24 protein-coding genes and 4 pseudogenes are annotated in these 25,075 nt (G+C 68.5%); 7 read left to right on the forward strand and 21 right to left on the reverse strand.

Annotation, left to right across the window (positions count from 1 at the left end):
* Positions 1–38: 38 nt before the first annotated feature.
* From ITX44_RS01025 to ITX44_RS01060, 8 genes are all read right to left on the reverse strand, one after another.
* Positions 39–449: a hypothetical protein gene (locus tag ITX44_RS01025; RefSeq protein ID WP_205355012.1), complete on the reverse strand. Its 411-nt coding sequence runs from the start codon at positions 447–449 to the stop codon at positions 39–41.
* Positions 450–515: 66 nt separating this feature from the next.
* On the reverse strand, positions 516–860 hold the full coding sequence (locus ITX44_RS01030; RefSeq protein WP_205355013.1) for a hypothetical protein: 345 nt from the start codon (positions 858–860) through the stop codon (positions 516–518).
* Between the two features lie 15 nt (positions 861–875).
* Positions 876–2,318, reverse strand: coding sequence for a radical SAM/SPASM domain-containing protein (locus ITX44_RS01035; protein ID WP_205355014.1), 1,443 nt, complete (start codon positions 2,316–2,318; stop codon positions 876–878).
* A gap of 1,764 nt (positions 2,319–4,082) precedes the next feature.
* The gene (locus ITX44_RS01040) at positions 4,083–4,913 is read right to left on the reverse strand and encodes a dioxygenase family protein (protein WP_236059672.1); all 831 of its coding nucleotides are present in this window, start codon (positions 4,911–4,913) and stop codon (positions 4,083–4,085) included.
* 147 nt (positions 4,914–5,060) lie between these two features.
* On the reverse strand, positions 5,061–5,936 hold the full coding sequence (locus ITX44_RS01045; protein ID WP_205355015.1) for a dioxygenase family protein: 876 nt from the start codon (positions 5,934–5,936) through the stop codon (positions 5,061–5,063).
* Positions 5,933–6,175, reverse strand: coding sequence for an alpha/beta fold hydrolase (locus tag ITX44_RS01050; RefSeq protein ID WP_205355016.1), 243 nt, complete (start codon positions 6,173–6,175; stop codon positions 5,933–5,935). Before ITX44_RS01050 ends, ITX44_RS01045 begins: the two co-directional genes overlap by 4 nt.
* A gap of 25 nt (positions 6,176–6,200) precedes the next feature.
* The gene (locus ITX44_RS01055) at positions 6,201–7,190 is read right to left on the reverse strand and encodes an amidohydrolase family protein (RefSeq protein WP_205355017.1); all 990 of its coding nucleotides are present in this window, start codon (positions 7,188–7,190) and stop codon (positions 6,201–6,203) included.
* Between the two features lie 6 nt (positions 7,191–7,196).
* Positions 7,197–7,760, reverse strand: coding sequence for an NADPH-dependent FMN reductase (locus tag ITX44_RS01060; RefSeq protein WP_205355018.1), 564 nt, complete (start codon positions 7,758–7,760; stop codon positions 7,197–7,199).
* Between the two features lie 130 nt (positions 7,761–7,890).
* Between ITX44_RS01060 and ITX44_RS01065 the strand changes: the two genes are divergently transcribed.
* Entirely contained in the window at positions 7,891–8,352 is a 462-nt protein-coding gene (locus ITX44_RS01065; protein WP_307795024.1) for a MarR family winged helix-turn-helix transcriptional regulator, read from the forward strand.
* 458 nt (positions 8,353–8,810) lie between these two features.
* Here ITX44_RS01065 and ITX44_RS01070 read toward each other — a convergent pair whose 3' ends face one another.
* Both ITX44_RS01070 and ITX44_RS01080 read right to left on the reverse strand, forming a co-directional pair.
* Complete coding sequence (locus ITX44_RS01070) at positions 8,811–9,041, reverse strand: hypothetical protein (protein WP_205355438.1); 231 nt, start codon at positions 9,039–9,041, stop codon at positions 8,811–8,813.
* Between the two features lie 344 nt (positions 9,042–9,385).
* Positions 9,386–10,153 carry an NAD(P)H-dependent oxidoreductase gene (locus ITX44_RS01080; RefSeq protein ID WP_205355020.1) on the reverse strand — a complete coding sequence of 256 codons (768 nt, stop codon included), beginning with the start codon at positions 10,151–10,153 and terminating at the stop codon, positions 9,386–9,388.
* A 52-nt stretch (positions 10,154–10,205) separates the two neighbouring features.
* Here ITX44_RS01080 and ITX44_RS01085 point away from each other — a divergent pair, with 52 nt between their 5' ends.
* Positions 10,206–11,225 (forward strand): GlxA family transcriptional regulator, encoded by a 1,020-nt coding sequence (locus ITX44_RS01085; protein ID WP_205355387.1) that lies wholly within the window; start codon positions 10,206–10,208, stop codon positions 11,223–11,225.
* A 203-nt stretch (positions 11,226–11,428) separates the two neighbouring features.
* Here the strand turns inward: ITX44_RS01085 and ITX44_RS01090 are convergent, their stop codons facing one another.
* From ITX44_RS01090 to ITX44_RS01115, 6 genes and pseudogenes are all read right to left on the reverse strand, one after another.
* Complete coding sequence (locus tag ITX44_RS01090; protein WP_205355021.1) at positions 11,429–11,614, reverse strand: hypothetical protein; 186 nt, start codon at positions 11,612–11,614, stop codon at positions 11,429–11,431.
* 319 nt (positions 11,615–11,933) lie between these two features.
* Positions 11,934–12,776: an NmrA family NAD(P)-binding protein gene (locus ITX44_RS01095; protein ID WP_205355022.1), complete on the reverse strand. Its 843-nt coding sequence runs from the start codon at positions 12,774–12,776 to the stop codon at positions 11,934–11,936.
* Between the two features lie 464 nt (positions 12,777–13,240).
* Complete coding sequence (locus ITX44_RS01100) at positions 13,241–14,290, reverse strand: NAD(P)-dependent alcohol dehydrogenase (RefSeq protein WP_205355023.1); 1,050 nt, start codon at positions 14,288–14,290, stop codon at positions 13,241–13,243.
* Positions 14,291–14,538: 248 nt separating this feature from the next.
* The gene (locus tag ITX44_RS01105; protein ID WP_205355439.1) at positions 14,539–14,835 is read right to left on the reverse strand and encodes an NAD(P)-binding domain-containing protein; all 297 of its coding nucleotides are present in this window, start codon (positions 14,833–14,835) and stop codon (positions 14,539–14,541) included.
* 143 nt (positions 14,836–14,978) lie between these two features.
* Positions 14,979–15,128 (reverse strand): annotated as a pseudogene (locus ITX44_RS43195) (transposase); the annotation flags it as partial.
* Positions 15,129–15,485: 357 nt separating this feature from the next.
* On the reverse strand, positions 15,486–16,265 hold the full coding sequence (locus ITX44_RS01115) for an alpha/beta fold hydrolase (protein ID WP_205355025.1): 780 nt from the start codon (positions 16,263–16,265) through the stop codon (positions 15,486–15,488).
* 182 nt (positions 16,266–16,447) lie between these two features.
* Between ITX44_RS01115 and ITX44_RS01120 the strand changes: the two are divergent.
* From ITX44_RS01120 to ITX44_RS01135, 4 genes and pseudogenes are all read left to right on the forward strand, one after another.
* A pseudogene (locus ITX44_RS01120) lies at positions 16,448–17,217 on the forward strand (transposase family protein).
* Between the two features lie 72 nt (positions 17,218–17,289).
* Positions 17,290–17,898 carry a TetR/AcrR family transcriptional regulator gene (locus tag ITX44_RS01125; RefSeq protein WP_205355026.1) on the forward strand — a complete coding sequence of 203 codons (609 nt, stop codon included), beginning with the start codon at positions 17,290–17,292 and terminating at the stop codon, positions 17,896–17,898.
* Between the two features lie 164 nt (positions 17,899–18,062).
* Positions 18,063–18,830 (forward strand): annotated as a pseudogene (locus tag ITX44_RS01130) (ISNCY family transposase); the annotation flags it as partial.
* A 274-nt stretch (positions 18,831–19,104) separates the two neighbouring features.
* Complete coding sequence (locus ITX44_RS01135) at positions 19,105–19,458, forward strand: hypothetical protein (RefSeq protein WP_205355027.1); 354 nt, start codon at positions 19,105–19,107, stop codon at positions 19,456–19,458.
* 133 nt (positions 19,459–19,591) lie between these two features.
* Here ITX44_RS01135 and ITX44_RS01140 read toward each other — a convergent pair whose 3' ends face one another.
* The gene (locus tag ITX44_RS01140) at positions 19,592–20,014 is read right to left on the reverse strand and encodes a RidA family protein (RefSeq protein WP_205355028.1); all 423 of its coding nucleotides are present in this window, start codon (positions 20,012–20,014) and stop codon (positions 19,592–19,594) included.
* A gap of 79 nt (positions 20,015–20,093) precedes the next feature.
* Entirely contained in the window at positions 20,094–20,768 is a 675-nt protein-coding gene (locus ITX44_RS01145; protein WP_205355029.1) for an HD domain-containing protein, read from the reverse strand.
* A 71-nt stretch (positions 20,769–20,839) separates the two neighbouring features.
* Here ITX44_RS01145 and ITX44_RS01150 point away from each other — a divergent pair, with 71 nt between their 5' ends.
* Entirely contained in the window at positions 20,840–21,775 is a 936-nt protein-coding gene (locus ITX44_RS01150; protein ID WP_205355030.1) for a GlxA family transcriptional regulator, read from the forward strand.
* Between the two features lie 134 nt (positions 21,776–21,909).
* Here ITX44_RS01150 and ITX44_RS01155 read toward each other — a convergent pair.
* From ITX44_RS01155 to ITX44_RS01165, 3 genes and pseudogenes are all read right to left on the reverse strand, one after another.
* A pseudogene (locus ITX44_RS01155) lies at positions 21,910–23,354 on the reverse strand (long-chain-fatty-acid--CoA ligase).
* Positions 23,355–23,392: 38 nt separating this feature from the next.
* Positions 23,393–24,727: a CocE/NonD family hydrolase gene (locus ITX44_RS01160; RefSeq protein ID WP_205355031.1), complete on the reverse strand. Its 1,335-nt coding sequence runs from the start codon at positions 24,725–24,727 to the stop codon at positions 23,393–23,395.
* A complete protein-coding gene (locus ITX44_RS01165; RefSeq protein ID WP_205355032.1) occupies positions 24,702–24,863 on the reverse strand; it encodes a hypothetical protein in 162 nt (53 codons plus the stop codon). Before ITX44_RS01165 ends, ITX44_RS01160 begins: the two co-directional genes overlap by 26 nt.
* Positions 24,864–25,075: the final 212 nt, after the last annotated feature.

Below are 25,075 nucleotides of genomic sequence, written 5' to 3' on the forward strand. Positions count from 1 at the left end.
CTCGTGGGGGTGCCGCGACCAGGACGTACGGTGCGGCGTCAGCCGGTCCCGCTGCCGGTCTCCGCTGCCAGCTCGGCAGGGTGCGGGGCGGAGACTTCAGCAGCGGGCTCTCCGACGCCGCACCCGGCCGAGGTGCCTCCCCCGCTGCACCAGCACTGGCACTTGGAGTCCGCCTCGACTGCGAGCTGTCCGTACGAGGTGCCGACGCGCAGCACGAGAAAAGGGCTGTCGAGAGGGATGTGGACGCGCTCGGGCAGCAGTTTCTGCAGTTCGAGGAGGATCACCCGCTCGAAGTCGGAAGGCGGAGTCCCGTCCGCGCGCAGGCTCTGCGTGAACTCCGGAATTCCCCGTTCCTGCACGATCCGCTCGGCAGCGGTCACATATGCACCGTCAGGGTCGCGCGTGAGCAGGAAGTACTCGCTGTCGGCAGTCTCCGCGTGCGTGGTCATGCCTTGCTCCTTTTCCCTTGGCGCGCCGGGGGCGCTCCGCATGCGGAGACCGGCGGCGCATCCGCGTCAGGCGCCGCCGCCACCGCCGCCACCGCACGTCCAGCCATTGCCCCCGCATTTGCACTGGCAACGCGACATGAGCCGGGAGTCGGCCGGGGACGCGCTTACCCGCAAGGTGAGGAACGGGCTGCCCGACTCGATGTTCACCCGTGCCGGGAGCAGGTTCTGCAGTTCCAGTAGCATGACTTGTTCCGCTGCGAGAGGAGCGGTGACGTCCGCGCGCAGGCTCTGCGTGAACTCGGGGATGCCTCTTTCCTGAACGATACGCTCGGCGGTGGCGATGAATTGGCCCTCGGGGTCCCGGGGGATGAGGAAGTACTCGCTGTTGTCGGTTTCGGGCTGGGTGGTCATGGGGGCCTCCGGCATCTAGGCACTGGTGGTCAACCGCGCGGCGCCCGGTCCGGCGCCGCCTTTCGGGACGGACGGAATGCCGAGGAACGCCTTCCCTCCGTCGGCCTGCACGGCAGCGGCGGCCGCCGGCACCTTCTCGACCGCCACTCCGCACGAGTGGAAGAGTTCATCGGTGATGGTCGTTCTCAGGTAGCTGCAGTACCGGTCGACCCCTCGATAGTCGCCCATCGAGTGCAGCGTGTTGGCCTTGCAACCGCCACCGCACAAGAAACGCACCTCGCACGACCTGCACACATCGTTGTTGGCCTCGACATCCATGCTGTCGACGTACGCACGGTTGCGCTCACCGAAGAAAATCTCATCGAACGACTGCTCGAAGATGTTGCCGAGTCGGAACCGGTCCTTGTGGAAGAGGTGACACGGATACACGTCGCCCGTATCGGCGATGCTCACATTGAACGCCCCGGCATGACACCGGCGCGTCCTGAATCCCGGTGTGTAACTGCTGGACAGCCGTCCTTCGGTGACGCGTGCCAGCCCTCGCCGCAGACCGACGAAGGTTTCGTCGTCGAGGAAGTCGTGATGTGTCTCCTGACTCCTGCCCATGGGCATCATGGGCGTGAACTGCACGGGAACGGAGTCCGGGAGGACTTCGGAAACCTGGTCGCAGTGCTGCAGATTGTCCGGTGAGACCGTGACCTTGACCCGTACGTTGGCGCCCGCGTCGGCGAGTCGGCGAATGCCGGCCAGTACGCGTCCGTAGTTGCCCCGGCCTCTCGTCGCCGCGTGCACCGCCTCGGTGGGGCCATCGAGACTGATGGTGATCTCGGAGAAATGCCGGGCAATGAACGCCGCCCGGTCCGCGGTGATCAGTGTGCCGTTGGTGAGCAGGATGTTGTCGTACCCCATGCCGGTCGACGCCTCGACGACCGTTTCGAAGCCGGGAAACAGTGTCGGTTCACCACCGGTGAACGTGACTTTCAGGCTTTCGGCCGCGAACGGCGCCATCCTGCGCAGGGCTTCGGCGAAGTGGTCGGCCGTCAGGTGGACCGGAAGCCGCGGCGTCGACTCCCTGAAGCAATAGGTGCACTCCAGATTGCAGCGGTTGGTGAGGTGCAGGTGCACGGCGGTGAGTCTTCGGGCGCCCCAGTCGTCCGCGCCCTCCCTGTCCGCTCCCTGTTCGAAGATCAGGGACTGCCGTGCGGCCGCGAAGAGTTCCATGACAGGTCCGAGCGGCATTGCCACCCCGGAAGCCACGAGCAGCCGGTGAATGTCGGAGACCGTCCGCACACCGTCGGCGAGCCGGACCACCAGGGCGCCGGCACGGTTCGTCACAAACCACGCGGGCACGACAGGGTTCAGGCAGAGCCAGTGCTCCCCGCGCTGCCGCACCACCAGATGCGGCAGCGCGGGCGGTACCCAGCGGTCCACGTCGTCCTGCACCTCGGACGTACGCACTGACGCCTCCTCAGCGCTCGATTCACTTTCTGGCGCCAAGGAAGCACAGACGAGCGGCCTTGCCCAGCCCGCATTACCCGCGTTGGCCCGAACTGGTCACCGAACCACTCTTCCGGCCGCGAGCGCCGGCACCACGCCGGCGGCACCGGGGCCTGCCCGGCGGGAGCGCTTCCGCGCTCATGGCGTCGTCGGCCCTCCCCGTCGGAGGGCGGCCGGGGGGCCTCGGCCCATCCGGGGGGTGCGGGGTGAGCACGGGCCGCGACGGCCAGCGCGGCGGTGCCGGTTTCCAGGGCGAGGCGAACGCACGGGGCGAACTGCGTGGAGCGTTGCCCAGGGGCGCGGCGAGCCGTTCCGCGGCGGTCAGGGCGGGCGGGCCTCGGGCGTACGGCCGTCCGCGCCCGCTGCCGCGACGCCACCCGCCTGCCCGCCCGCACCGGTCGCCGTACAGGAGCGCCGTGCGGCTGGCTCGCAGGGGGGCGACCGCACGGCGCGCGGCTGGCCTTCTGCTGGCGAACCGCCCCGTCATGGAGTCCCACCCGCAGCGGCACGTCGCCCTGCGGCCGGCCCGCGTCCTCGCTCACGGCTCCACATTGGTTCGACTCCCGTTCGAGTCCATGGTGGGACAGCTTCCGCCGCTGCACCCGGCGAGCGTTCCACGAACATCACTACCGCAGGTCACAGCCGTGGAACGGTGGAAACCGGCGCCCCCACGACCACCGACCACTAGGCCCCGCCACCCGCTCGGCGCATGCCCGAAAAGGGACGCAAAGGTGTGGAACGCCATGGGAGGGCGAGGAATTGGGCAGTCTGTGCGGGCAAGGGGGGTGGACAAGGCGATATCGGGCGCCTTGGAACAGACGTGGGGTGGCGTCGGCGAGCGGCACGGGGAGTGCACTGCTGCGGCACGGCAAAGCACATGCGCACGGCGAGAGGCGGTGTTCGGGCAGGTCAGGTCGGCGGGCAAAGTGCATGTCGCTCGGAGCGAGTGACATCGCAGGGTCCGGCGGGCGGCTGTCGGCGTCGTCCGCGTGAGGTGTCGCCCGGCCTTGGGCCTGGCCGTGGGAGGCCGGTTACCGCTGCTTCCCCATGGGTGCCCCCGAGCCTGCACCCGTGAGTGCACCCGACCCTCTCGCGGGCCGTGCCCGTGTTCGCCTTGGTCAGGCCCCTTGTCTGCAGGTCGCTGGCGCTGCCGAAGACCCCTCTGCCCTCCACCCTCCTTGGCCGCACCTGGGGGAAGGGGACGGTGCGGCGTAGGCGGGTGGCAGGGTGCGAGGGGTCGGGCGCCGATTGCGTGAGGGCGGCGCCCGCGGTGGCGTGTGGGGGAGCGGGTTCCAGCCTTTAGCCGATTTCTACAACGATGTAACCACCAGATTTCGCAACGGACGCCCACGTCACGTCAAGACCCGAGCGAGATTTTCTCTAACGTTGTAAAGGCCCCGTCAGAGCCGGGTCGCGCACAGAGCGCAGTCTCCCTCACGTTTCGTACGCCCTGACCCGCGTCGTCGGCCGTCACGTCAGAGCGCTGCGTGACACTCTCGACGGCCCGCACCGTCGGATTCAACGGACACGGGTGAGACGGCCGCGACCGTGCACGTGCGGACACATCGAAGTGCCCGTTCGCGCAGTGAAGTGAGCAGGCAAGCCAATGTCTCGGCGGGATGGGAAAGGTGGCCGCCGGCCTGCAGCGGGTCACGGTGCCGCTGACGTCGTTGCGGCCCGGGCCCAGCCGCCTGCCGAGGCCGGCCTGGCTGAGCGCCCCCGGCATCAAGCGACCTGGAAGGATCGCTTGGACAGGCCGAACCGGTAGCCCTCGATCGTCGTCCGCACGGGTGCTTCGGCGTCGGTCGCGGCTCCGAGGGTGACGAACATCGGCGTGTAGTGCTCGACGGTCGGGTGCGCGAAGTGCACTGCGGGGGCGAGGCTGCGGTAGTCGGCCAAGGTGTCGACGTCGCCACGGGTGAGGGCGTCGGCCGCCCAGGCGTCGAAGTCGGCGGACCAGGACGGCACGACGTTGTGCACGAACTGGTCCCGGGTGAGAAAGGGAACCCCGTGCGTCATGTAGCCCGACCCGACCACGAGCACGCCTTCCTCCCGCAGGCCCCGCAGCCGACGGCCGATGTCCATCAGCCGGGCGGGGTCGTGGGTGGGCAGGGACATCTGCAGGACCGGTACGTCGGCGTAGGGGTACATGGTCTTCAACGGGACCCACGCGCCGTGGTCCAGGCCGCGGCGGGCGTGTTGGTGGACCGGTTCGCTGTCCGGCATCGAGGCCGCGACCCTGGCGGCCAGTGCGCCGGCGTCCGGTGTCTCATAGGTCATCTGGAAGTAGCGCTGGGCGAAGCCCCCGAAGTCGTAGACCAACGGCGTGCCCGGGCCCGTCGCCGACAGGCTGAGTGGCGCCGATTCCCAGTGCGCGCTGACGATCAGGATCGCCGTCGGCTTGGGCAGTGCCTGGGACCAGCCGAACAGTTCGCTCATCCACAACGCGTCCTCGAACAGCGCCGGAGAGCCATGGCTGAGGTACAGCGCGGGCATCGGACCATCGGCCGGCGTCCAGCGACGCTGACCGCGACTGGCGGGAGCCTGCTCGATCATGAACCGGTCGTAGACGGCCGCGGTATCTTCAGCAGCATTCATTACGTGCCCTCGCTGGGTATTCCGGGGAAACGGACTGGTGTTTCGAGCCGGCGGGGTCGGCGCGGGCGCTCGCCGCGTCCGCTGCGTGTGTCGGCTCCGCGTCGTTCACTGAGGAGTGACGGCGGCGGCTTTGGCCGTGGGGCGCAGGACGAAGTCGTAGGTGAGGGTGCGGTAAGGCCGGTCGAGGCCGCGAGCGTGGTGGTCGTCGTGGCGGGTGGTCGTCTTGACCGCGTCGGCGGGGACGTTGCCTTCGATGGTGCCGGCGACCAGCGGGTCGCCGTCGAAGTAGATCTGGGTGGTCAGCGGCAGGCACCCGTCGGCGGAGACGATGGCGTGGATGTGCAGCGGGCGCAGCCCTTGAAGCTGCAACGCGCGGGTCAGCGTGGCGAGCGGGCTGTCCGTGGCCAGGCCGAAGGTTTCGGTGCCGGGCATCACCGTGCGGAACTCGTAGCGGCCCTCGGTGTCGGCGATGATTCGGGCGCGGAGGTTGTCGACGGGGATGCCGGTGGAGTCGTTGGGGATGTTCAGCGGCTCGAAGTCGCTGGTGTCCATGCCGGAATAGACGTTGTTGGCGTCGATCTGCCAGATCTCGAGGGCCGCTCCGGGCAGCGGGTCGCCTGTGGTGGTCCGCACGGTCCCGGAAACGATGAGCGGTTCGCCGGGTTCGTCGGGGCGCATGGGCAGTACGGCGGGGCTGTGCAGGACGGGAGCGCCGGGGCGATGGGCGGGGCCTTCCATCTCCCAGTGGCTCGCGCCGTCCTTCTCCGGGTGGGCGTAGGTCGCGCCCGCGGTTCCTTTGAGGACGGTCTTGTAGAAGAGGATGCTCGCGGACGGCAGCTCTCCGGCGTCGGCGACCTGCTGCAGCCACTCGATGGTGGTGAGTAACTCCTCAAGGGTGACCTGGTGTTTGAGGATGACGTCGTCGACGGCGCGGCGCAGATCGGCGAAAACGACCTGCAGCCGGCTCCGGGACTCGTTCACGTGCGTTGGCTCCTTTTCGATGCGGGGACAGTGCGGTTCGGACGGACGCGGTGACGCGTCAGCACATCGAGTACGGCGGCGTTCCACTCCGGCGGGGCTTCCCGGAACGCCGCGTGGCCGACGTCGTCGAGGACACCGAATTCCGTGCCGGGCAGGTGCCGGGCGAGCTGCCGCACGATGGCCGGCCCGTCACCTGCGTCGGCGACCAGGCGTGCCGCGTCCACGCGGAGAGCCGGCACGCGAATCACCTTTCGGCACGATCGGTCAGCGCCGGATACCGGCGATGAGCCCTTCCCAGTTCCGGAAGGCGATGCGCTCGCGGGCGGCCTCGACGATCGGCGCCGTTTCCAGGAAGTGCCGGGCGGATCCGGCACGCTCCCGGTTGAACGGGTAGTCGGAGGCGTACATGATCCGTTCGATCCCCACCGTCTCCAGGCTCCACCGCAGGTACTTGTGGCTGGAGATGCCGCCCGGGGTGATGTAGATGTTCGAGCGGAAGTACTCGGCGATCGGGCGCCGCAGCTCGGTGAGCTTGTCCATGGCCGCGATGCGGTCGAGGTAGAACAGCACGACCTCGCCCCAGTGCCCCAGGACGAGCTGCAGCCCGGGGAACCGGTCGAAGACGCCGGCGATGATCATCCGGAGCACGGTCAGCCCGGCGTCGTAGTGCCAGCCGAACGCGCCGGTGGCCAGCATGTCGTCCACCGGCGCGCCGAAACCGCGGTAGTAGGCCTTGGTGACAGCCGGGAACGGAACGCTGGGGTGCAGGTAGACGGGTACGCGCAGATCCTCGGCAGCCTCGTAGATGTCCCAGAATTCGGGCGCGTCCAGAGACCGGCCATCGGAGTTCGCGTTGACCAGCGTGCCGTTGAGTCCCAGCTCGGTGACCGCCCGCCGCAGTTCGGCGGCCGCGGCCGACGGAGCGGAGGTGGCGAGCGCGGCGAACCCCTGGAAGCGCCCGGGGTGGCGGCGCACGGCGGCGGCGATCGCGTCGTTCGTGGGCGCCTGCAGGGCGACCGCCTCCGCCGTGTCGAGGTTCTGCAGCCCTGGCGTCGTGAGGGACAGCACCGACACGTCGATCCCGGCGTCGTCCATTGCGGCGATGCGTTCGCTGTCGAGGTCCAGCAACGCCGGCGTGATGTCACTGGCGACTGCCCACTTCATCATCGGTTCGGCGAGCCGGGGGTCGTGCCGCTTCCACGCCTCGATCACGTCGGCGGTGACGAAGTGCTCCTCAAGGCCGTAGAGCCGCATCAGGGGTCAGCTTCGGACGGACTTGAGCGCGCCGGCCCAGGACTCGAGCTGGTCGAACAGCACGGAAGCGGCGTCGTCGTGTATCGGGGAGGGCTTGAACACCGAGAAGTTCTCGAAGTCGGTGAACAACGAGAACGACAGCTGCTGGCGCACGTGGGCCAGTTGCAGTTCGCTCGAGATCGCCCGCAGGTGCTCGATCGCCCGTGCGCCGCCGAGCGAGCCGTACGACACGAAGGCGGCGGCCTTGTTGTTCCATTCGGCGTAGAGGTAGTCGATGGCGTTCTTCAGTACTCCCGAGGTCGAGTGGTTGTACTCCGGGGTGACGAAGATGTATCCGTCGAACTCCTTGATCCTGGTGGACCAGGCCTTCGTGTGCTCGCCCGCGTATACGCCGCGGCTCGCCGGCACGGCCTCGTCCAGGTGCGGCAGCGGGTAGTCGAGCAGGTCGACCAGCTCGTAGTCGGCATCGGTGCGCTCCTTGGCCTTGGTCAGCACCCAGTTCGCCACCGCTTCGCCGTTACGGCCGGGGCGGGTGCTGCCGAGGATGACGGCGAGCTTCAGGTTGCTCATGGACGGTCCTTCCGATCCAGTCATGTTTGAATTTTCAAGTGACACCGTAGCCCGATTCACGTGAAGATTCAAGTCAGGGCTTCGGTGATGTCAGTAGACTGCGCACATGTCTGTCCCAGGGGAGTCCGAGGTGTCTGAGCCGCGCTGGCTCACCGGTGACCAGCTGGCGGCGTGGCGCGGGTTCATGAAGCTCCTCCAGCGATTGCCGGCGGCGCTGGAGTCGCAGCTCCAGCAGGACTCGAAGCTCAGCTTCATCGAGTACCACGTACTGGCGCACCTGTCCGACCAGCCCGAGCGCCGCATGAGAATGAGCGAGCTTGCGGTCATGGCCAACACGGAACTGTCCCGCCTGTCCCACATGGTCGGTCGGCTCGAGAGACGCGGGTTCGTGCGCCGCGAGCCCGACCCGCACAACGGGCGTTACACGCAAGCGATCCTGACCGAAGCCGGCTACGCCTACTTGGCAGAGGCGGCACCCGGACATGTGGCCCGGGTACTGGACCTGTTCATCGACGTCCTGGACCCGGACGAACTGCGAACGCTGCACCGGATCTCCGACAAGGTGCTCGCCCGCATCGAGAGCGCAGGCTGAAGCGACGAGCGACGCCCGCTGGATTGGAGTCGCCCCGGCGGTTCGATCTTGAGGTGGGGGTGTCGATGCGGGCGAACTCGGGTCGGGCTGAGGGGCGTGGACGAAAGGGCCCGCTCCCACCCAGGTGAAATCCGCAACCCGGACTCCGCCAGGGGCATCAGGCTTCGGCTCCGTAGCCCTGCTCGTCACGAAGCCACTCGGTCAGCCGGTCCCACGCGAGCAGCACACCCCCCAAGGAGAACGGCCATCATCGCCGCGGCGGTCGCGTGCAGACAGGCGGCCATCGCGCTCTGCTCTCCGTAAGGCCGCACCGGCGACCGGTCCGGATCGCCGGCGGGATCGAGCAGGCCGCCCGCCGCCAACAGCGTCAGGCCGTAAGGGCTGATGGAGACGTTGACGAGGTGGGGCCAGGCGTCGAGTACGTGCTCCGGATGCAGGCCACGCTCACGCAGCCACTGTCATCCGTCGCTGGTGAGCAGAACGTCGACGTCCGCGAGCAGCGACTGCCGGTCGGCATCAGTGAAGACCTTGGGGACCGAGGTGAATCGTTTGTCGTGGTCGAGAAGGAGGCGTCTGGCCATCACCCGCGGATGTGGCGATGACGGCGCGATGGGTGCCGCGCGGATGACGGTGGCACTCATCGAGACCTTTCCTTTCCCGTTCTGGATCGCGTCGTCGTCCGTTCTCATCGGCGCCCCGGTACCAGGCGGCGCAGAGCGCTACGGTGAAAGCGCCACATCGACAGCACGAGCGAGGGTGGTACCCGCAGGAGCGGTCGACCTCAACATGGGCACCCTGGTCGGTTCCTACGAGAACATCGCGGCGATGCTGGACGAGGCCGCACAGGTCAAGGGCGTCCAGGGCATCAAGGGCCATGCTCGTCTTCGACGATTTCCTGGCGGGCATCGAGAACTTCGGCACCCGGATCCAGCCGCTGATGAAAACCCGGCGGGACCGGGTGCCGATTGGCTGACAGGGTCGGCCGCTCGGCTGCGGCCGCCCGGATCACCCCAGGACTGCGACCGCCCTGCGATCACGCACGGTGGGCGTCCAGTCCGGTTCGCGTGGCGGCCACGTGCGGCAACAGCACCATGTGATCGTCGTAGTCGCCGCCGTTCTGTGGTCGGTACGGAATCGGCAGCGTGCTCTGCGCCCGGTGCAGTCGCGTACGCAACTCAGCAGCAGCGGCCCGGTATCCCGCATCGGACAGACGGTTGGCCCCATGGATGACAAATGAGGGGAGAACGTCGATGCCGCAGTAGAAGAGCGTGCCGTGCAGCAGCGGGAACAGCAGGTCCTCCAGCGAGCCGTCGATACCGCGCGGTTGGTAACTCTCGGCTGGGCCGCCCGCGGTCACCACGGCAAGGGCACGCTTGCCGGCCAGCTTTCCGGTGCCGTAGCGCAGACTGCGACCGGGCCGATCGGGATCCGGGAGTCCGTACGCATAACCTCGCACGAATATCCTGTCGAACCAGCCCTTGAGGATCGCGGGCAGTCCGTACCACCACAGCGGGAACTGCAGGACGAGAAGATCGGCCCGGTCGAGCTTGGCCTGTTCCAGCCGAATGTCCAGACTCAGGGCCTGTCCATCAAGCGCGCTTTTGGACGCAGGGCCGATATGCAGTCGTTCGTCGCCGACCGCGTAGTCGTCCCGGTCGACCACCGGGTTCCATTTCATCGCGTACAGGTCGGAGACCTCGACATCGTGACCGGCCTCGGCCAACGCGGCCAGGCCCGCTTGGTGCAGCGATCCGTTCAGCGATCGGGCTTCTGGGTGAGCCAGGACCCACAAAACGTTCATGGCGTCCACAGTGCCGCTCGCAGCGCGACAGCACCATTGGCCCGATGCCAATATGTGCGAAAATCGGGCCATGACTCATCGTGTTGTGGTGCTGGCCCGCCCAGGAGTGCTGCCCATGGAACTCAGCCTCGTGCACGAGCTGTTCGGCGCGGCGGGCGACCGTTATGAGGTGACCACCTGCGGGCTCGCTCCCGGGCCGGTCCGGGTCAGCGCAGACTTCTCCCTATTCGTCGAACTTGGGCCCGATGCCCTGGCTGAGGCGGACACCGTCGTCGTTCCGGGAGCCCGCGACCCGCACGACAACCTGCTCACCGCGCCGCTGGCGGGCCCATTGGCGGCCGCGATGGCAATGATCCGGCCTGGCGCGCGCATCGCCTCCGTGTGCACCGGCGCGTTCGTGCTCGCTGCGGCGGGCCTGCTGGACGGCCGCCGCGCGACAACCCACTGGCGGTCGGTGCCCGCGTTCCGCCGTGCGTTCCCCGACGTCCGGCTCGACCCCGACGTGCTCTACACCGACGAGGGTGACGTGCTCACTTCCGCAGGAGGCGCGGCGGGCATCGACCTGTGCCTGCACCTGATCCGGCGCGACCACGGTACGGCAGTCGCCGTCGAGGTCGCCCGCACTCATGTCGTGCCGCCCCACCGGGACGGCGGCCAAGCGCAATTCATTGAGCTCCCGGTAGCCATCAGCGACGAATCCTCTACTTCAGCGCTCCGGTCCTGGCTGCTCGGTCATCTCGATCACCCGGTCGACCTGGACGAACTCGCCCGGCGATCCACCATGAGCAAACGCACGTTGACCAGGCGGTTCCGCGAGGAAACCGGATTGTCCCCGATCGAGTGGCTCAACCACCAGCGGCTCAGCCAGGCACGTTGGCTGCTGGAAAGCACCGACCTGCCGGTCGATCAAGTCGCCGAGCGGGCCGGCTTCGGTACCGGCGGGTCGCTGCGGCTACGGCTGCGGGACACGCTGGGTGTTTCCCCCACCACCTACCGCGCGACGTTCCGCGGCCCTCGGCCGACGCAAGGCCCGGAGTCCAAGCTGATGGCCCGGCAACCGCAGGCCCGGTGAGTCGGCCGACGTCCGCCGGCCGATCCGTCCTATCCGTCCTATGCGTCCTGGAGCGTTTTCGAGATCCTGTCGGCGGCGTTGACCGCGTGCTCGCCGTAGAAAGCTTCGTTCTGCCGATAGAATCGGCTCGACGGCACCGACACGTACACGGCAGGGCGCCGATTCGTGGGCGCTCTGCTCTGCGTCGGCCTTGTTCGCGTTGATCATGCCCTTCTTTGCCGGGAAACCGCCTTGATGAGGTCCTCGGCCGGCAACTCGATCATCTCTGCGTATCCGCGCGACCAGGCCTGCCATGCCTTGTCGCCGACGGTCGTCGCCTTGAGGCGGTCGAGCACCCGCCAATACGGCCCGCTCGTCACCGCCTCCCACAAGAAGGGCTCGTCGAGCACGACGACTTCGTCACCGGCACGCAGGAGTGGGGTGCTCTGCAGCAGAAGCTCGCCGCTCAGCCGACTTCACTCAGTAGGCGAAGGCCGGCGCGACGATCTCGGCACGGGCGAGGCCCGTCGTGTCCGTGAGTAGATCCACCGGGGCCTTGCCGAGTTTCTGCTCGTGCTGCAGGTTCGCCGCGTGACGGCTCCACAGGCACCGGGTCCGCTGATCGCGCTACGAACTTCGCTTCGTGGTCCGGCCGAGTCCTCCGCAGCGCGGCTGCCACAAGGTGAACCAGCAGTACCGACGCGGGCCGACCGCACCCGTCGCCCGAATTCAGGAGAACACACCCGCGTGGTCGGTGGCGAACTGCTCGAAGGTTCGAGCCGGCCGACCGAGGACCGTCGGCACGTCGTCGGACAGCCAAGCCGCGTCGCCCTCGGCGATCAGGCTGACCGCGTGGGCATTCATCGCGGCGATCGGCTCCGGCACGCCTGCGCTCACCATGGCTTGCGTGTCCTCCGCGCGCGTGCGCGGGCTGAAAGCGATCTGCCGTCCCAGCACCTTGGAGAGCACCTCCGCCACGTCGGCATAGGAGAGCAGTTCCGGCCCGGTCAGTAGGTAGGACCTCCCGCTGTGCGCACTGGGCGAACCAGCGACCTCAGCGGCCACCGCGGCGACATCTCGGGTATCTATGAAGCCGGCCTTGCCCGCACCGGCGGCGGAGCCGAATCCGCTCGTCCTGGCGATCGCGGGTCCCAGCACGAGGAAGTTCTGCATGTAGAAATTGTTGCGCAGAAGGGTGTAGTTCAGGCCCGAGGCGAGCAGTCCCGCCTCGATCTCGGCCTGTCCGCGCTGTCGGGCGATCGGCGAGTCCGCGGAGGCCTTGCTGGTGACCTTCACGACATGGTCCACGCCCGCACGCACGGCGCTGCCCACCACGTGCAGTTCGTGGGACGGAACGGCGGGGCTGACGAGTACCACACTCGTGACGCCCTTCATCGCCGCGTCAATGGTTGCGGGGATGTCGAGGTCGCCTTCGACGACATCCACTCCGGCCTGCTTCAGCGCCATCACCTTCTCCGGATGACGGGCGAGTATCCGTACCGCTTCGCCTCGCCCTGCGAGCAGGCGTGCCGCCTCGGCGCCAACCTTCCCGGGCGTCGTTACGAGGATCATTGCCCTCCTCCTTCACGTTGGGGTGTCCAACATTGGAAGGCCCAACGTAACCCCCATCCGTTGGGATGTCCAACAATTGGGATGGGTGCATGGCGGACATGGAGAACACGTTGCAGCCCCGGCCCGACTGCGGGGCCTCACCAGTTGGTAGGACCTGACCCGGGGGTTTGTCCCGGCGTCCGGGCAAAACAAGATCGCCGAGTGGCCGTCGATACACCGTTCCCGCGGACGTGACCCGCGGAAGACCGCATCCGCACCGCCGAACGGCCGCGGGAGCAGGTGTCGCTCGGCACGATCGTCGAGCCGCTCGCACCAGGGGCGGGCCGGTGGGCTTGCCCTGCCGCGCCAGCCCACCCCGAGCCCGCCGTCCGAATCGGGGTGGACTGTTCCAGCAGGCAGCGGGGCCGGAGGACCAGCCGGGGGCGCCGGTGAGTCTCCCCGGGAGCTTCGGGTGGAGCCTGATCTCAGTCGCGCAGGGAAGCGATGTCGATGACGAAGCGGTAGCGGACGTCGCTGGCGACGACGCGGTCGTACGCCTCGTTGATCCGGTCGGCGCGAATAACCTCGATGTCGGCACCGAAGCCGTGCTCCGCGCAGAAGTCCAGCATCTCCTGGGTCTCCTTGATGCCGCCGATCAGCGATCCGGCCAGCGTCTTGCGGCCCATGACGAGCGAGAACAGGTGGAGGGTGCTGGAGTCCTCGGGCGCCCCGACGTTCGCCAGGACGCCGTCCGGCTTCAGCAACGAGAGGTAGGCGTCCAGGTCGACGACGGCCGACACTGTGCTGACGATCAGGTCGAAGGTCCCGGCGAGCTTGGTGAACGTCTCGGGGTCGCCGGTCGCGTAGTAGTGGTCGGCGCCGAGCCGCAGCGAGTCCTCCTTCTTGCGCATCGACTGGCTCAGCGCGGTGACTTCGGCGCCCTTGGCGTGAGCGATCTTGATGCCCAGGTGGCCGAGGCCGCCGACGCCGACGATGGCGACCTTCTTGCCGGGGCCGGCGTTCCAGTGGGTGAGCGGGGAGTAGATGGTGATGCCGGCGCAGAGCAACGGGGCCGCGACATCGAGGGACAGGCCGTCAGGAATGCGCAGCACGTAGTTCTCGTCGACGACGATGTGGGTGCTGTAGCCGCCTTGCGTGACCTCACCGTCACGGTACTTGTCGTTGTACGTACTGGTCATGCCGCCGTCGGTGCAGAACTGCTCCAGGCCGGCCAGGCACTGCTCGCACTTGCGGCAGGAGTCGATGAAGCAGCCGACGCCGACCCGGTCACCGACGGCGTACTTGGTCACATCCGGACCGACTTCGGTGACCACGCCGGCTATCTCGTGTCCCGGCACGAGGGGGAAGGCGGCCTGGCCCCACTCCTCGCGGACGGTGTGGATGTCGGAGTGACAGATGCCGGCGTAGGCGATCTCGATCAGTACGTCTCGCTCACGCAGGGCGCGGCGCTCGATCGTCGTGTGCTCCAGCGGAGCTTTCGCCGAGGGGGCCGCGTAGGCGATGGCGATGGTCATGAAGGGTCTCTCCTCGGGTGGCTGATGGATGATCGGGACGTGCCGGATCCGCGCCTTCGCGGGTCGGCCCGCCAGGTTCTGTGCTGCGATTCGCGGACGGCCGGTCACACGGCGCTGCGCCGGCCGTCGGGCACAGTCGTGCGGGCCGGCAGAGCTTGCGGTGAGGGCGGCGCACACGTCGTCGTCACCGTGACCGAGTGCGATGACCTCGTCCCAGCGCGGCGGCACCGCCTCAGTGACCGGCAGTGTCATGCCTTGATTCGCGGCGGCTTCGATCGCGAGTCCGGCGTCTTTTGCGGCGTGGCGAAGCGGGAAGACGGCGCGCCCCTTGGCCACCGCGTGCGGGGACCCAGTGGCGTCTCGGCGAGAGCGTCGAGGAACACGCCCGGATCCAGGTTCAGCGCCGTGCTGAGGGCGACGGCCTCGGCAATTCCTTCCGCGGTGACCGCGAGCGAGTTGTTCATCACGAGCTTCAGCCGGCTGCCGTCGCCGAGCCGGCCCAGCCACGGTGTCCGACGGCCGACGACGTTGAGCAGCGGCTGCACCCGCTCGCGCAGTTCCGGCGCCCGGAGGCAAGGATGCCATCCGAATCCATACCGCGCCCCGTGGATAGGGTCCGCAGCGCGCCCTCGGGACCGGTCATCGCGGCTTCCACGGCGGCGCCGTCGGCGAGCGTGGTCACCAGGATCTCCGCGCCCTCGCCGCCGTCTCCGGCCCGGATCCCCAGGATCTGCCGGCAGCCGTCGGTGTCCACGGCGATCACCACGTACACCGCGCGGTCGGCCACCTGCCCATCACGGATCCTTACGTGCACCGCGTCGATCACGAGCACGGGGTAGGCCAGGCGGTTTCCAGTGATCGTTGCGAATCAGTCGTAGGCGAGTGCTGTTGTCCAGCGTGGCATTGCTTCGGCGGGTCGCGGTCGCCGAGGACACGACGGGGTCGCAGACCGTCGGCGATGGCGATACCGTCATCCTGGCTCAGGTAGCGTGGATCCTTCGGCACCGACAGCGGGAGCCTGTGTCGTGGATACCTGGACATCGGCCGGACTCCTTCGGGATGTCGCGACCACGGATGGAAAGCCGACTGCAGCAACCCGTCCGAACCGAGCAGCTCGGCCAGCTCCAGGGGCCCATCCGCGCCTCCGTCTCGGTAGTGATCGCCTCGGCGCTCTACCCCAACCGGACCTCCGCCTTCAAGAGGTGCGATAGTCACTTGAAGCATCGTTTGGTGAGGGACCCTTTCTTTTCGAGACACTCCCGACAGTGGCTAGAAAGCCGAGCAATTCCTTGTTGAGCCGGTCCGGGGTGTCGAGCGGAATCATGTGCGCGGCATCGGCGATCACGCTGAGCTCGGCATGCGGGATGGCCTTCGCCAGCAGGGTGACGTCGGCTGCTGGTGTGTTGGTGTCCTGCCCTCCGGCCACTACCAGGGTCGGGCGGGTCAGTGCCGCCAGTTGGCCCGCGGCTTCGAAATTTGCGATCTGGTCCCATGCGGATGCGTATACGGCAGCGTCCATCGCGCGGATCGACTTCTCGAGTCTGTCGAGTACATCCGGTCGGCGCTCTACCGTGGCCGGAGCGAGCCAGTTGGCCACGAGCGGCACGACGGCGCCCATGCCGTCCTGGCGCACGGACGCTGCGTGGCTGCGCATGAACGCGCGCGTCTCGTCGGTGAATGTCGCCGCCGTCGCGATCAGCGTGAGGCTCTTCACGAGGCCGGGACAGGACACCGCAAGCTGCTGGGCGATCATTCCGCCGAGGGAATGTCCGACGATGTGGGCGCTGGAACCCGCATCGGCCTCGACGATGTCGGCGACGTCCTGTGCCAGGCGGCCGATGCCCGTGTTTCGAGGCGGAGGGTCGGACATCCCGTGACCAGGCAAGTCGACGGCTACAACCCGATAGCGATCGGCAAGGGCTTCGATCTGGCGGTCCCAGTACGTCAAGTCCAGGCCGACGGCGTGCAGCAGCACAACCGTCTCCCGATCGGTAGGGCCGGCTTCGACTCGGTTGAACCGCCTGGGCCGCAGACACCCACTGCTCGGCATCATCGGCACCTTTCTCTAGGGATCGCTACAGAAATAGACGCTAGCAGACATGTGAAACGATCGCTGAAGGGTGTTGCGGAAGGGTGTGGTCTGGGCATTTGCGGTGTATGGGTGGGGTGTTGTGGGCTGAGCGGGTGTGGGTGGAGACGTTCACCGGGCTGCGGGCTGAGGCATTCGGCCGGCTGGTGAGGGTGGTGCGGGAGCGGGGTGGAGAGGGTCTGCCGCTGGGGCGTCCGTGGAGCCTGCCGCTGGCCGAGCGGGTCCTGCTGGTCGCGGTGTACTACCGGGCGGACCTCACGATGCGGCAGCTCGCGCCGTTGTTCGGGTCTCGCCGGCCACCGTGTGGCGGGGGATCCAGCGCCTGGGCCCGTTCCTCGCGCTGGAGCCGGCCCGTCGGCCCGAGGATGCTGCCGAGCGGCTGTGGATCGTGGACGGCACGCTGATCCCGGTCCGCGACCGGAAGGTGGGCGCCTCCTCGCGTAACTACCGGTTCTCGGCGAACGTGCAGGTCATCATCGATGCCGACCCCCGCCTGGTGGTGGCCGCGGCCCGCCCCGCGCCGGGCAACCGGGCCGACGCGCAGGTCTGGCGCTCAAGCGGCCTGCCCGAGCAGTGCCGCGGTGTCACCGTGCCCGGGGACGGCGCCTGCATCAACACCGGTCTCATCGTCCCGCACCGCAAACGCCCCGGACGGCCGCTGCTCCCGGGTGAGGAGGCCGACAACGCCGAGCACCGGCGGGTCCGCGCCCGCGTCGAGCACACCTTCGCCCGCATGAAGACCTACAAGGTCCTCCGCGACTGCCGGCAGCACGGCGACGGCCTCCACCACACCGTCCAGGCCGTCGCCCACACGCACAACCTCACCCTGAGCGCATGACCACACCGACCCCCAACCAGGCCCCGACCGCCCGCCCACACCTTTCTGGAACACGCCTTATATAATTGTGCTATGCCGACACCGAGGCGCCCCAGAGGGCGACCACGCTCCTTCGACCGGGACGCCGCACTGGACGCTGCGATCAGGCTGTTTTGGACGAATGGCTATGAGGCGACCTCGATCAGCGACTTGACCGTCGCGCTCGGCATCGGTTCGCCCAGCCTCTACGCTGCGTTCGGCGACAAGCGGGCTCTGTTCAACGAAGCCGTCGAGGTGTATGCGGATCGGTACGGTGGATATATCACCCACGCCCTCGGTCAGGAGCCGACCGCCAAGCAAGCGATCACGCGGGTGCTGCGGGAGGCCGCCTACGAGCACACGCTCCCCGGCAGACCGCGCGGCTGCATGCTGCTGTGCGCCGCCGAGACCGCCGGCAGCGCCGAGGTCGCCGGCCTGCTGCGTCAGCACCGCGAGCGTCACATCGTCGCTTTTCAGCAGCGCATCCAGGCCGACGTCGACGCGCATGTCCTGCCGCCGGAGACCGACGCCGCGGCCCTGGCCCACTACACCGAAGCGACACTGCAAGGCATGTCGCAGTCTGCCCGCGACGGTACCAGCCGGCAGCTGCTTGAGCAGGTGGCTGTTCTGGCCGTCCAGGGCTGGCCGCGTGAAGTTTCCTAGTGCCGTGACCGCATAGGTTCACCGGGTGGCGCGAATCGCTCCTGGGCGCCTCGATGTGCCTGGCATGATCGCCGGCGTGTTCGACGAGAAGCTGGATGCGCTCTCGCGGATGGCGGCCGAGCACATGGCCTTGCCGTTCCCGCACCCCTACCTGCGCGACCTCTAAGCTGGGCCGACTGGTGCGGCGGATCAAGGCCGCCGGCGCCGCCGGGCGCACCCCTTTCCGTGACCGCAGCCGGTCAGTAGAGCGCCGCCTGAAGCAGATCTCCCGCACACTGCGCCGCCGCACCGGCCAGGCCCCTGGGCGAGATCGACCGGCTCACCGGCGAGAATCGCCACCGTGGCCCGCGCGACACTGCGGGAGGTGGCCGCGATGGAGCGCAACGCCCGTCGCGCGCTGGGCAAACGGCCCTCTGGGCGGCTGAAGCGCCTACTCGCAGAGCTGGCCGAGACGGTGGAAGGCAGCCACCGGCTGCTGGAACAGACCGCTCTGCGGCTGGCGGGCATCCACACGATCCCCGACCGGCTGGTCTCTTTGGCCGATCCCGATGCCCGGCCGATCCGCAAGGGCAAGCCCCAGCATCCCACCCAGTTCGGCTACACCGCCCTGGTCACCGAGGACGAACAGGGCTTCGTTGTCGACCACCAGGTCAGCCGCGGGAACCCGCCCGACGCGCCGCAACTGGTGCCCTCCGTCCGGCGGGTGGCCGCACTGACCGGCTGACCGCCAGGCACGGTCGTCGCCGACCGCGGCTTCGGCACCGCGGCCAACGATCAGGCACTGGCCGAACTCGGCGTCCAGCGGATCGGCCTACGGCGCACCTTCGGCTTCCGCCGCACCCCCCCTGCGCCGCCTGACCGGAGCCCAGACGTGGGCCGGCCTCGGGATCTTCGCCGACAACCTCCAGCGGATGGCACTCCTCAGTCGCTGAACAAGACTCACCTACAGGCGGCAGCCCTTGCCCGCGATGGAGTGCCGCCGCGTGCTACCGCACCTGCCCCTGCGCCGTACCGAACGGCGAGGCCTGTGCTTGTGGTCAGTCTGCATCGTCCTTGCCCTGACCTTCACTACCGCCATAACCGTCGCGGCCGCAGTGTTCCTCACCGGCTGGAACCCCATGGACGCCCACGGCTTCCTGCCCGAACACAAGCTGACCTCCAGCACCCTCTTCGACCTGGTGAAGCGTCGCCGGGGCGGAAGGTCTCGTGGCCCTCGTCATCGCCTACCGGCGCCGGCGCAGCGACGAGGACGACGCCCGGCGCGACGCCACCCGCCTGGCGTCGGAGTGCTGGCGCAGCAACGACGCTGCCGTCCACCCCGTACCGCGACAGCTCCGCCAGACGCCGCGGCGGTGTCCCCGACACACCCAGGGCGCCCATCCCGAGCGCCCAGGGGTCCTGGAAAAGGAACAGCGGTTCCCGCACGGCCTACTCGACAACTTGGTCGAGAACCCCGTCGACCTCACCGCGATGAGCGTGCGCCCGCACGCCGCGACCGAGATAGTGCTGAACGACCTTGACCTGGGACTTGTCCTCGCGGAAGACGAGCCCAGACGGTGATCGCCGGGGCGCCGGGGCGCCGGGCGGCGGGGAGGCGTTGTCGGCCCGCTGAGTAAAAGGACTCACAGAAGCACCTCGGTTCGCAGCGACAGCCTCCGGGGCGGCACCGCCCGGGCTCAGGAGCAACCGACCGTCAGGAAGCGACGTCGGGATAGGCGGCGGTCGCGCGGATTTCGACGAGGAGCCCAGGGCTTGCGAGGCCGCTCACTCCGATGATCGACCACGTGGGGAAGGGGGCTTTGACGAGGCGTTGTTTGGCCTCGCTGAAGCCGGACAGGTGCTGGCGGATGTCGACGTGGTAGCTGGTGACGTCGACAAGGGCGGACAGGTCGAGTCCTTCCAGCCGGAGGATCTCTTCGATCTTCCGGATGGCGAGCTCGGTCTGCTCTTCGATGGTGTCGGGGATGGTTCCGTCGGCGCGGCGGCCGATCGTTCCGGCGATGAACAGCAGCCCGTGCGTGCGGACCGCGGGGGAATAGCCGAAGTTCGCGAAGGCGCTGGTCGTCTGTCCGAAGACTGCGTTGTCCTCGGAGACCTCGATGGTGTGGATGGTCATTGCAGCGTTTCCTTTTCGTTGTTGACGGGCTTTTCCTTGCCGGCGGGGTTGCGGAGTCCGCGGAGTCGGTTCCGTTGAGTCAGTTGCCCCAGCGGGAGGACCGGCAGGTGTGTTCCATCCGGGTTTGGCCGAAGGCCTGCCGTTCACGGAGGAATTCGCCGGGGATCGCGTAACGGGGAGCGTTCTTCGGGTTTTTCGCGGCCTGCGCGACGATCGCGTCGGTGAGTGAGCGGATCATGTCGAGCCGTGGATAGGCGGCGTGCACGGCGTCCGCCTGCTCGTCGGTGACGGCGTCGATGTGGTCGGTGCCCAGTGGGCCGCCGAAGTCGAGGGCGACGCCTTCGCGGACGAGCACGCACAGGGTGCCGCGGCGCTCCGCGATGCCGGGGGAGGTGTGCAGGGCGATGGCCTGCCAGACCTGGTCGGCGTCGGCCGCGGACACTCCGCGGTCGACCAGGAACGAGGCGGCCCGGTCGGCGCCTTCGACCTCGAACCGCTGGCGGTGCGGGCCGTCCGGCGCCACGCCGAGGTCGTGCATCGCGCACGCGGCGAACAACAGGTCGTCGTGGTAGTCGTGGCCGACGGCCAGACCGAGGCGGCCGGCCACCAGCCGGGCGAACAGGTAGCTGCGGATGCTGTGGTTGAACACGGACGGCGTTTCCACCGGCCGGATGAGCCGCACTACGGCGTCGGCAAGTGCCGTGCCGGGCAGCGTGATCAGGTCGGCGGTCGTCCCGCGGGCAGGTCCGGTCATGGCTTCAGCCTGGCCGCGACCACTGCGACCTGGCGAGAGGCAAAATTTCCTTGCTTCGATAGAATCTTGTCATGGCAGTGCATCACATCGCGGTTCTGGCGCTGGACGGGGTCACCCCGCTCGACCTGGCGATCCCGGCGCAGATCTTCACCGCCCGGCGGGAAACCCCCTACGAGATGACCCTGTGCGGGCTGAACGCGAAGGTGGCCACCAACGCGGGCTTCACTCTGGAGGTCAGTGGGGGCCTGGAGCGGGTACGCGAAGCCGACACCGTGATCGTGCCGGGATTCGAACCGATCCTCGACCTGCCCGACCCCGTGCTCGGCACGCTGGCCGAGGCCCGCGACCGAGGCAGGCGGGTGGTCTCGATCTGCACCGGCGCCTTCGCGCTGGCAGCGGCCGGCGTGCTGGACGGGCTGCACGCCACCACCCACTGGCAGCACCTCGACGAGTTCGAGCGGGACTTCCCGGCCGTCACGGTCGACCGCGACGTGCTCTACGTGGACGAGGGCGACGTGCTCACCTCGGCCGGGGTGTGCTGCGGCATCGACCTGTGCCTGCACATCGTCCGCCGCGACCTGGGCGCGGAGGTGGCCAATCAGATCGCCCGCGGCCTGGTCGCCGCCCCGCACCGGGACGGTGGACAGGCCCAGTACGTGCCGGCTCCCGTCGCGGCGGCCGGTGACGCGTCACTTTCCCAGACCCGCGAATGGGCCCTGCACCGGCTCGGCGAGCCGCTCACCCTTCCTGTCCTCGCCCGGCACGCGAGTCTCTCGCAACGCACCTTCATGCGCCGCTTCGCCGAGGAAACGGGCACGACCCCCTTGCAGTGGCTGCTCAACGCGCGGCTCGGCAGGGCGCGGGAACTGCTGGAAACCACCGACCACTCGGTGGACCAGGTGGCGCGGGACTGCGGGCTGGGTACGGCAGCCAACCTACGACTGCACTTCCGGCGCGTGCTGGACACCACTCCCACTGCCTACCGCCGCGCTTTCTCCCAAAGCTGACGCGGCGCCCACGCGAGACGCTCGGCTGGGATGCTCCAGCCGAGCGTCTCGCCACAGCGAGCGGTCAGTGGTGATCGGGGCGCTGAGCCGGCGGTGGCCGGCGTGGCTGACGCGGTGCCAGGACCTCGCCGCCGTCAACTCGTCGCGGGTGCGCGGATAGCGCGTTTGAGGATTTTTCCGCTCGGTCCCGTCGGCAGCTCATCGACCAGCCAGATGTGGCGCGGGTACTTGTACGCGGCCAGCCGCTGCTTTGCGAACTCCACGAGTTCGTCCGGCTGCACCTGCTTCCCAGGACGTGGGACCACCGCGGCTGCTACTTCCTCGCCAAGGCGCTGGTCCGGCAGGCCGAGGACCGCGGCGAGCGCGACGGCAGGATGCTCGTGGGGCACCTCCTCCACCTCGCGCGGGTAGACGTTGTAGCCGCCGCGGATGATGAGATCCTTCTTCCGGTCGACAATGTAGAGGTAGCCATCCTCGTCCTGGCGGTCGCCTCCGGCTGGTTCCAGTAGCCCTTCATCAGGCCGGGCCCGCGCACGGCGATTTCTCCGATGTCACCGGAGGGCACGTCATTCCCGTCCTCGTCCAGCAGCCGCACCTCGAAGTCTCTGACAGGTGTGCCGATCGAGCCGGCCTTGCGCGGCCTGTCCAGGTGGTTGAACGTGACCACCGGACTGGTCTCGGACATGCCGTAGCCCTCGAGCACCGGGCAGCCGAAGCGCTGCTCGAAGCCGTGCAGCACCTCGACGGGCAGCGAGGCCCCGCCGGAGATGCACATCCGAAGTGAGGAGATGTCCGCGGCGCCCGGATGCTGGAGCAGTGCCGTGTACATCGTCGGGACTCCCTCGAAAACGGTGGCGCGGTCGCGTTCGATCGTGTCAAGCACCTCATGCGCATCGAAGCGTGAAATCAGGACGAGCGAGGCTCCGCTGAGTATCGCGGCGTTCATCGTGCAGGTCTGGCCGAAGATGTGGAACAGCGGCAGGCAGCCCACGACGACGTCGTCGGAGGTACTCCGCTGGACGTGGACGGCGTTGGTCTCGGCGTTGTGCCGCAGGCCCGCGTGGGTGAGCGCGGCGCCCTTCGGCCTTCCGGTGGTTCCCGAGGTGTAGAGCAGTACCGCGATGTCGTCCGGCGCGGCAGCGGCCATGTCGGGCAGCGGCTCGTGTCCGGCCAGCAGGGCGGCGAACGCGGTCGGTTCCACGGCGTGGTGGCGGACTCCGGCGGCGGCCGCGCCCTGCGCGCCCCCGCCGGGAGCCCGGTGCCACTCGTAGAGGGCCGCCGCTGCCGAGTCACGGAGGTGGAAGTGCGTCTCCCGATCCCTGAGCAGCGGGTTCATCGGGACCGCGATGCCGCCGGCCCGAAGGATTCCGTAGTAGAGGATGACGAACTCGGGGACATTGGGCAGCATCAGCGCGACCCGGTCGCCGGCGCACAACCCGTCGGCGAGGAGCATCGCGGCGGCGCGTGCGCTCAGTTCGTCCAACTCGCCATAGGCGATCGCTTTCGAGCCCAGGCGCAGCGCGGGACGCCGAGGCTGCCGACCTGCCGTGTCGACGAGGAACTCTGCCAGATTCACCATGGCTGACTCCTTGAGTCAAGTACGCCGATCTACGTCGGTCATTCGGGGATGACCGGGAGGATCAAGTGAGAGGAGTACCCCGGTCCGCTGTGCAGGGTGACGGTGCCGGCGTAGATCTCGTCCGGCCTGTCGGCGGGGTCGTTGTGCAGGAAGGGACCGGAGCCGGTGAATGCCGCCCGCAAGCTGGGGTGAGCCCGGGCCTGCGCGAGGGCGGAAGGGCAGACGTAGTCATGCGCCTGCACGTCGAGAGTGAGCCGGTAGCCGGCCGGCAGGTTCAGGCTGGTCGGCAGGATCTCGACGTCCACTTCGTACACCCTGCCGGGTGCGAGCGGTTCGACACGGTCGTGCGGGTGCACAGGCAGGAACGGTCGCGACTGCTCGGGATCGATCGCGCGGTGCGAGGCACGCAGCCACCCCTGGCTGATCGGCACATGGGGGTCGTTGGCGCCCAGGAACGTGACCTCGGCGCCGTCCGGCGCGAACGCGCGCAGTACGAGGAACAGGTCCGTATCGGGCGTCGAGGACTCGATGTACAGCTTCGCCGCGACCGGACCGGCAAGCTCGAGGTTCTCGGGGCAGACGTAGTCGAACCCGATGCGGCCCTGCTTGCCTGCGTAGGACGCCGAGGCGCGAACCGCGGTCGGGACCGTGCCCATCGAGCCGTCGGCGGCGTCCAGGTACAGCTTCGTCCACTGGGTCTCGGGCAGCGGCCAGTCGGTCGAGGTGCGTTCACCGACGCGGCCGTCGGCGTGACGGGTCCTCAGGTGCACACGCGGCTGCTTGTCCCAGCCGGTGTTCTCGCCCTTGAGGAAGTGGCCGAGGAAGCGCTTCTGCAGGTCCACCCCGTACTCGGCGTAGAAGAGCGAGAAATGGGTCTCGTCGTGCATTGCGAGCCACTTCTCCGCGGAGCCGGCGAGCTCGAAGCCGCGCGTGTTGCCACGTAGGTGCAGCCCCAGCCCACCCCAGTTGCCCGCCGACAGCAGCGGCACCTTGATCCGCGACCAGTCGGGCGTACGGCCGCGGTGGTAGTCGTCGAGCAACGGGTGCGCCCTGTCGTCGCCCACGAGATCGACCCGGTTCGCGGCGAGCTCCTCCGGGCTGAGCGTCTCGTCTCCGCACACGGGCTGACCGGTGATCGGGTTGCGCGCCGCCGGCGTGCCCAGACCGTACTGGGTGCCGCCGACGATCGACCCGTACCAGACGGTCTCGAACGTCGTGTGGATGCCCCCGTGGTAGATGACGTCGCGGTACCAGTCGGCCGCTCCCTCCCACACGCACACCGCGGCCAGGTGCGGTGGGTTGAGCGCGGCGACCTGCCAGGCGTTTATCGAGAAGTGGAGATGCCGTTCAGCCCGACCCGGCCGTTGCTCCACGGCCGGGTTCCGGCCCACTTACGTCGGCGCGCAGCACGTTGCCGTCGTCGGCCTCGATCGCCACATCCCACTCGATGGTCATCCCGCCGACGACGTCGACGCGGAACGCGCTGTCGGAAAGCGTGGTGTCGTTCATGGATGGGTTTCCTATCCTGGCCAGGAGCCGGCTGCCGGGCGCGCGCCACAGGCCACCATGGACCCGTGAACGCACTCACGGCTCCACTGTGATGACGTTCGGTGTCATCACCATACCTACGATGACACTGGATGTCATGCCTAGGTGTGAACTGGCCGGCGTTCGATCCTGCGGGTTCGGCTCACCCAAGGGCGCCGTACGCATTCAGCGGT

The sequence above is a fragment of the Actinacidiphila acididurans genome (assembly GCF_016918855.1).
GTDB lineage: Bacteria > Actinomycetota > Actinomycetes > Streptomycetales > Streptomycetaceae > Actinacidiphila > Actinacidiphila acididurans.

What these genes read in the sequence shown, in the direction of transcription:
- ITX44_RS01025 (WP_205355012.1), bottom strand. Translation starts at nt 449, where the DNA reads ATGACCACGCACGCGGAGACTGCCGACAGCGAGTACTTCCTGCTCACG.
- ITX44_RS01030 (WP_205355013.1), bottom strand. Translation starts at nt 860, where the DNA reads ATGACCACCCAGCCCGAAACCGACAACAGCGAGTACTTCCTCATCCCC.
- ITX44_RS01040 (WP_236059672.1), bottom strand. Translation starts at nt 4,913, where the DNA reads ATGATCGAGCAGGCTCCCGCCAGTCGCGGTCAGCGTCGCTGGACGCCG.
- ITX44_RS01055 (WP_205355017.1), bottom strand. Translation starts at nt 7,190, where the DNA reads ATGCGGCTCTACGGCCTTGAGGAGCACTTCGTCACCGCCGACGTGATC.
- ITX44_RS01060 (WP_205355018.1), bottom strand. Translation starts at nt 7,760, where the DNA reads ATGAGCAACCTGAAGCTCGCCGTCATCCTCGGCAGCACCCGCCCCGGC.
- ITX44_RS01070 (WP_205355438.1), bottom strand. Translation starts at nt 9,041, where the DNA reads ATGAGAACGGACGACGACGCGATCCAGAACGGGAAAGGAAAGGTCTCG.
- ITX44_RS01080 (WP_205355020.1), bottom strand. Translation starts at nt 10,153, where the DNA reads ATGAACGTTTTGTGGGTCCTGGCTCACCCAGAAGCCCGATCGCTGAAC.
- ITX44_RS01085 (WP_205355387.1), top strand. Translation starts at nt 10,206, where the DNA reads ATGTGCGAAAATCGGGCCATGACTCATCGTGTTGTGGTGCTGGCCCGC.
- ITX44_RS01095 (WP_205355022.1), bottom strand. Translation starts at nt 12,776, where the DNA reads ATGATCCTCGTAACGACGCCCGGGAAGGTTGGCGCCGAGGCGGCACGC.
- ITX44_RS01100 (WP_205355023.1), bottom strand. Translation starts at nt 14,290, where the DNA reads ATGACCATCGCCATCGCCTACGCGGCCCCCTCGGCGAAAGCTCCGCTG.
- ITX44_RS01125 (WP_205355026.1), top strand. Translation starts at nt 17,290, where the DNA reads ATGCCGACACCGAGGCGCCCCAGAGGGCGACCACGCTCCTTCGACCGG.
- ITX44_RS01140 (WP_205355028.1), bottom strand. Translation starts at nt 20,014, where the DNA reads ATGACCATCCACACCATCGAGGTCTCCGAGGACAACGCAGTCTTCGGA.
- ITX44_RS01145 (WP_205355029.1), bottom strand. Translation starts at nt 20,768, where the DNA reads ATGACCGGACCTGCCCGCGGGACGACCGCCGACCTGATCACGCTGCCC.
- ITX44_RS01150 (WP_205355030.1), top strand. Translation starts at nt 20,840, where the DNA reads ATGGCAGTGCATCACATCGCGGTTCTGGCGCTGGACGGGGTCACCCCG.
- ITX44_RS01165 (WP_205355032.1), bottom strand. Translation starts at nt 24,863, where the DNA reads ATGAACGACACCACGCTTTCCGACAGCGCGTTCCGCGTCGACGTCGTC.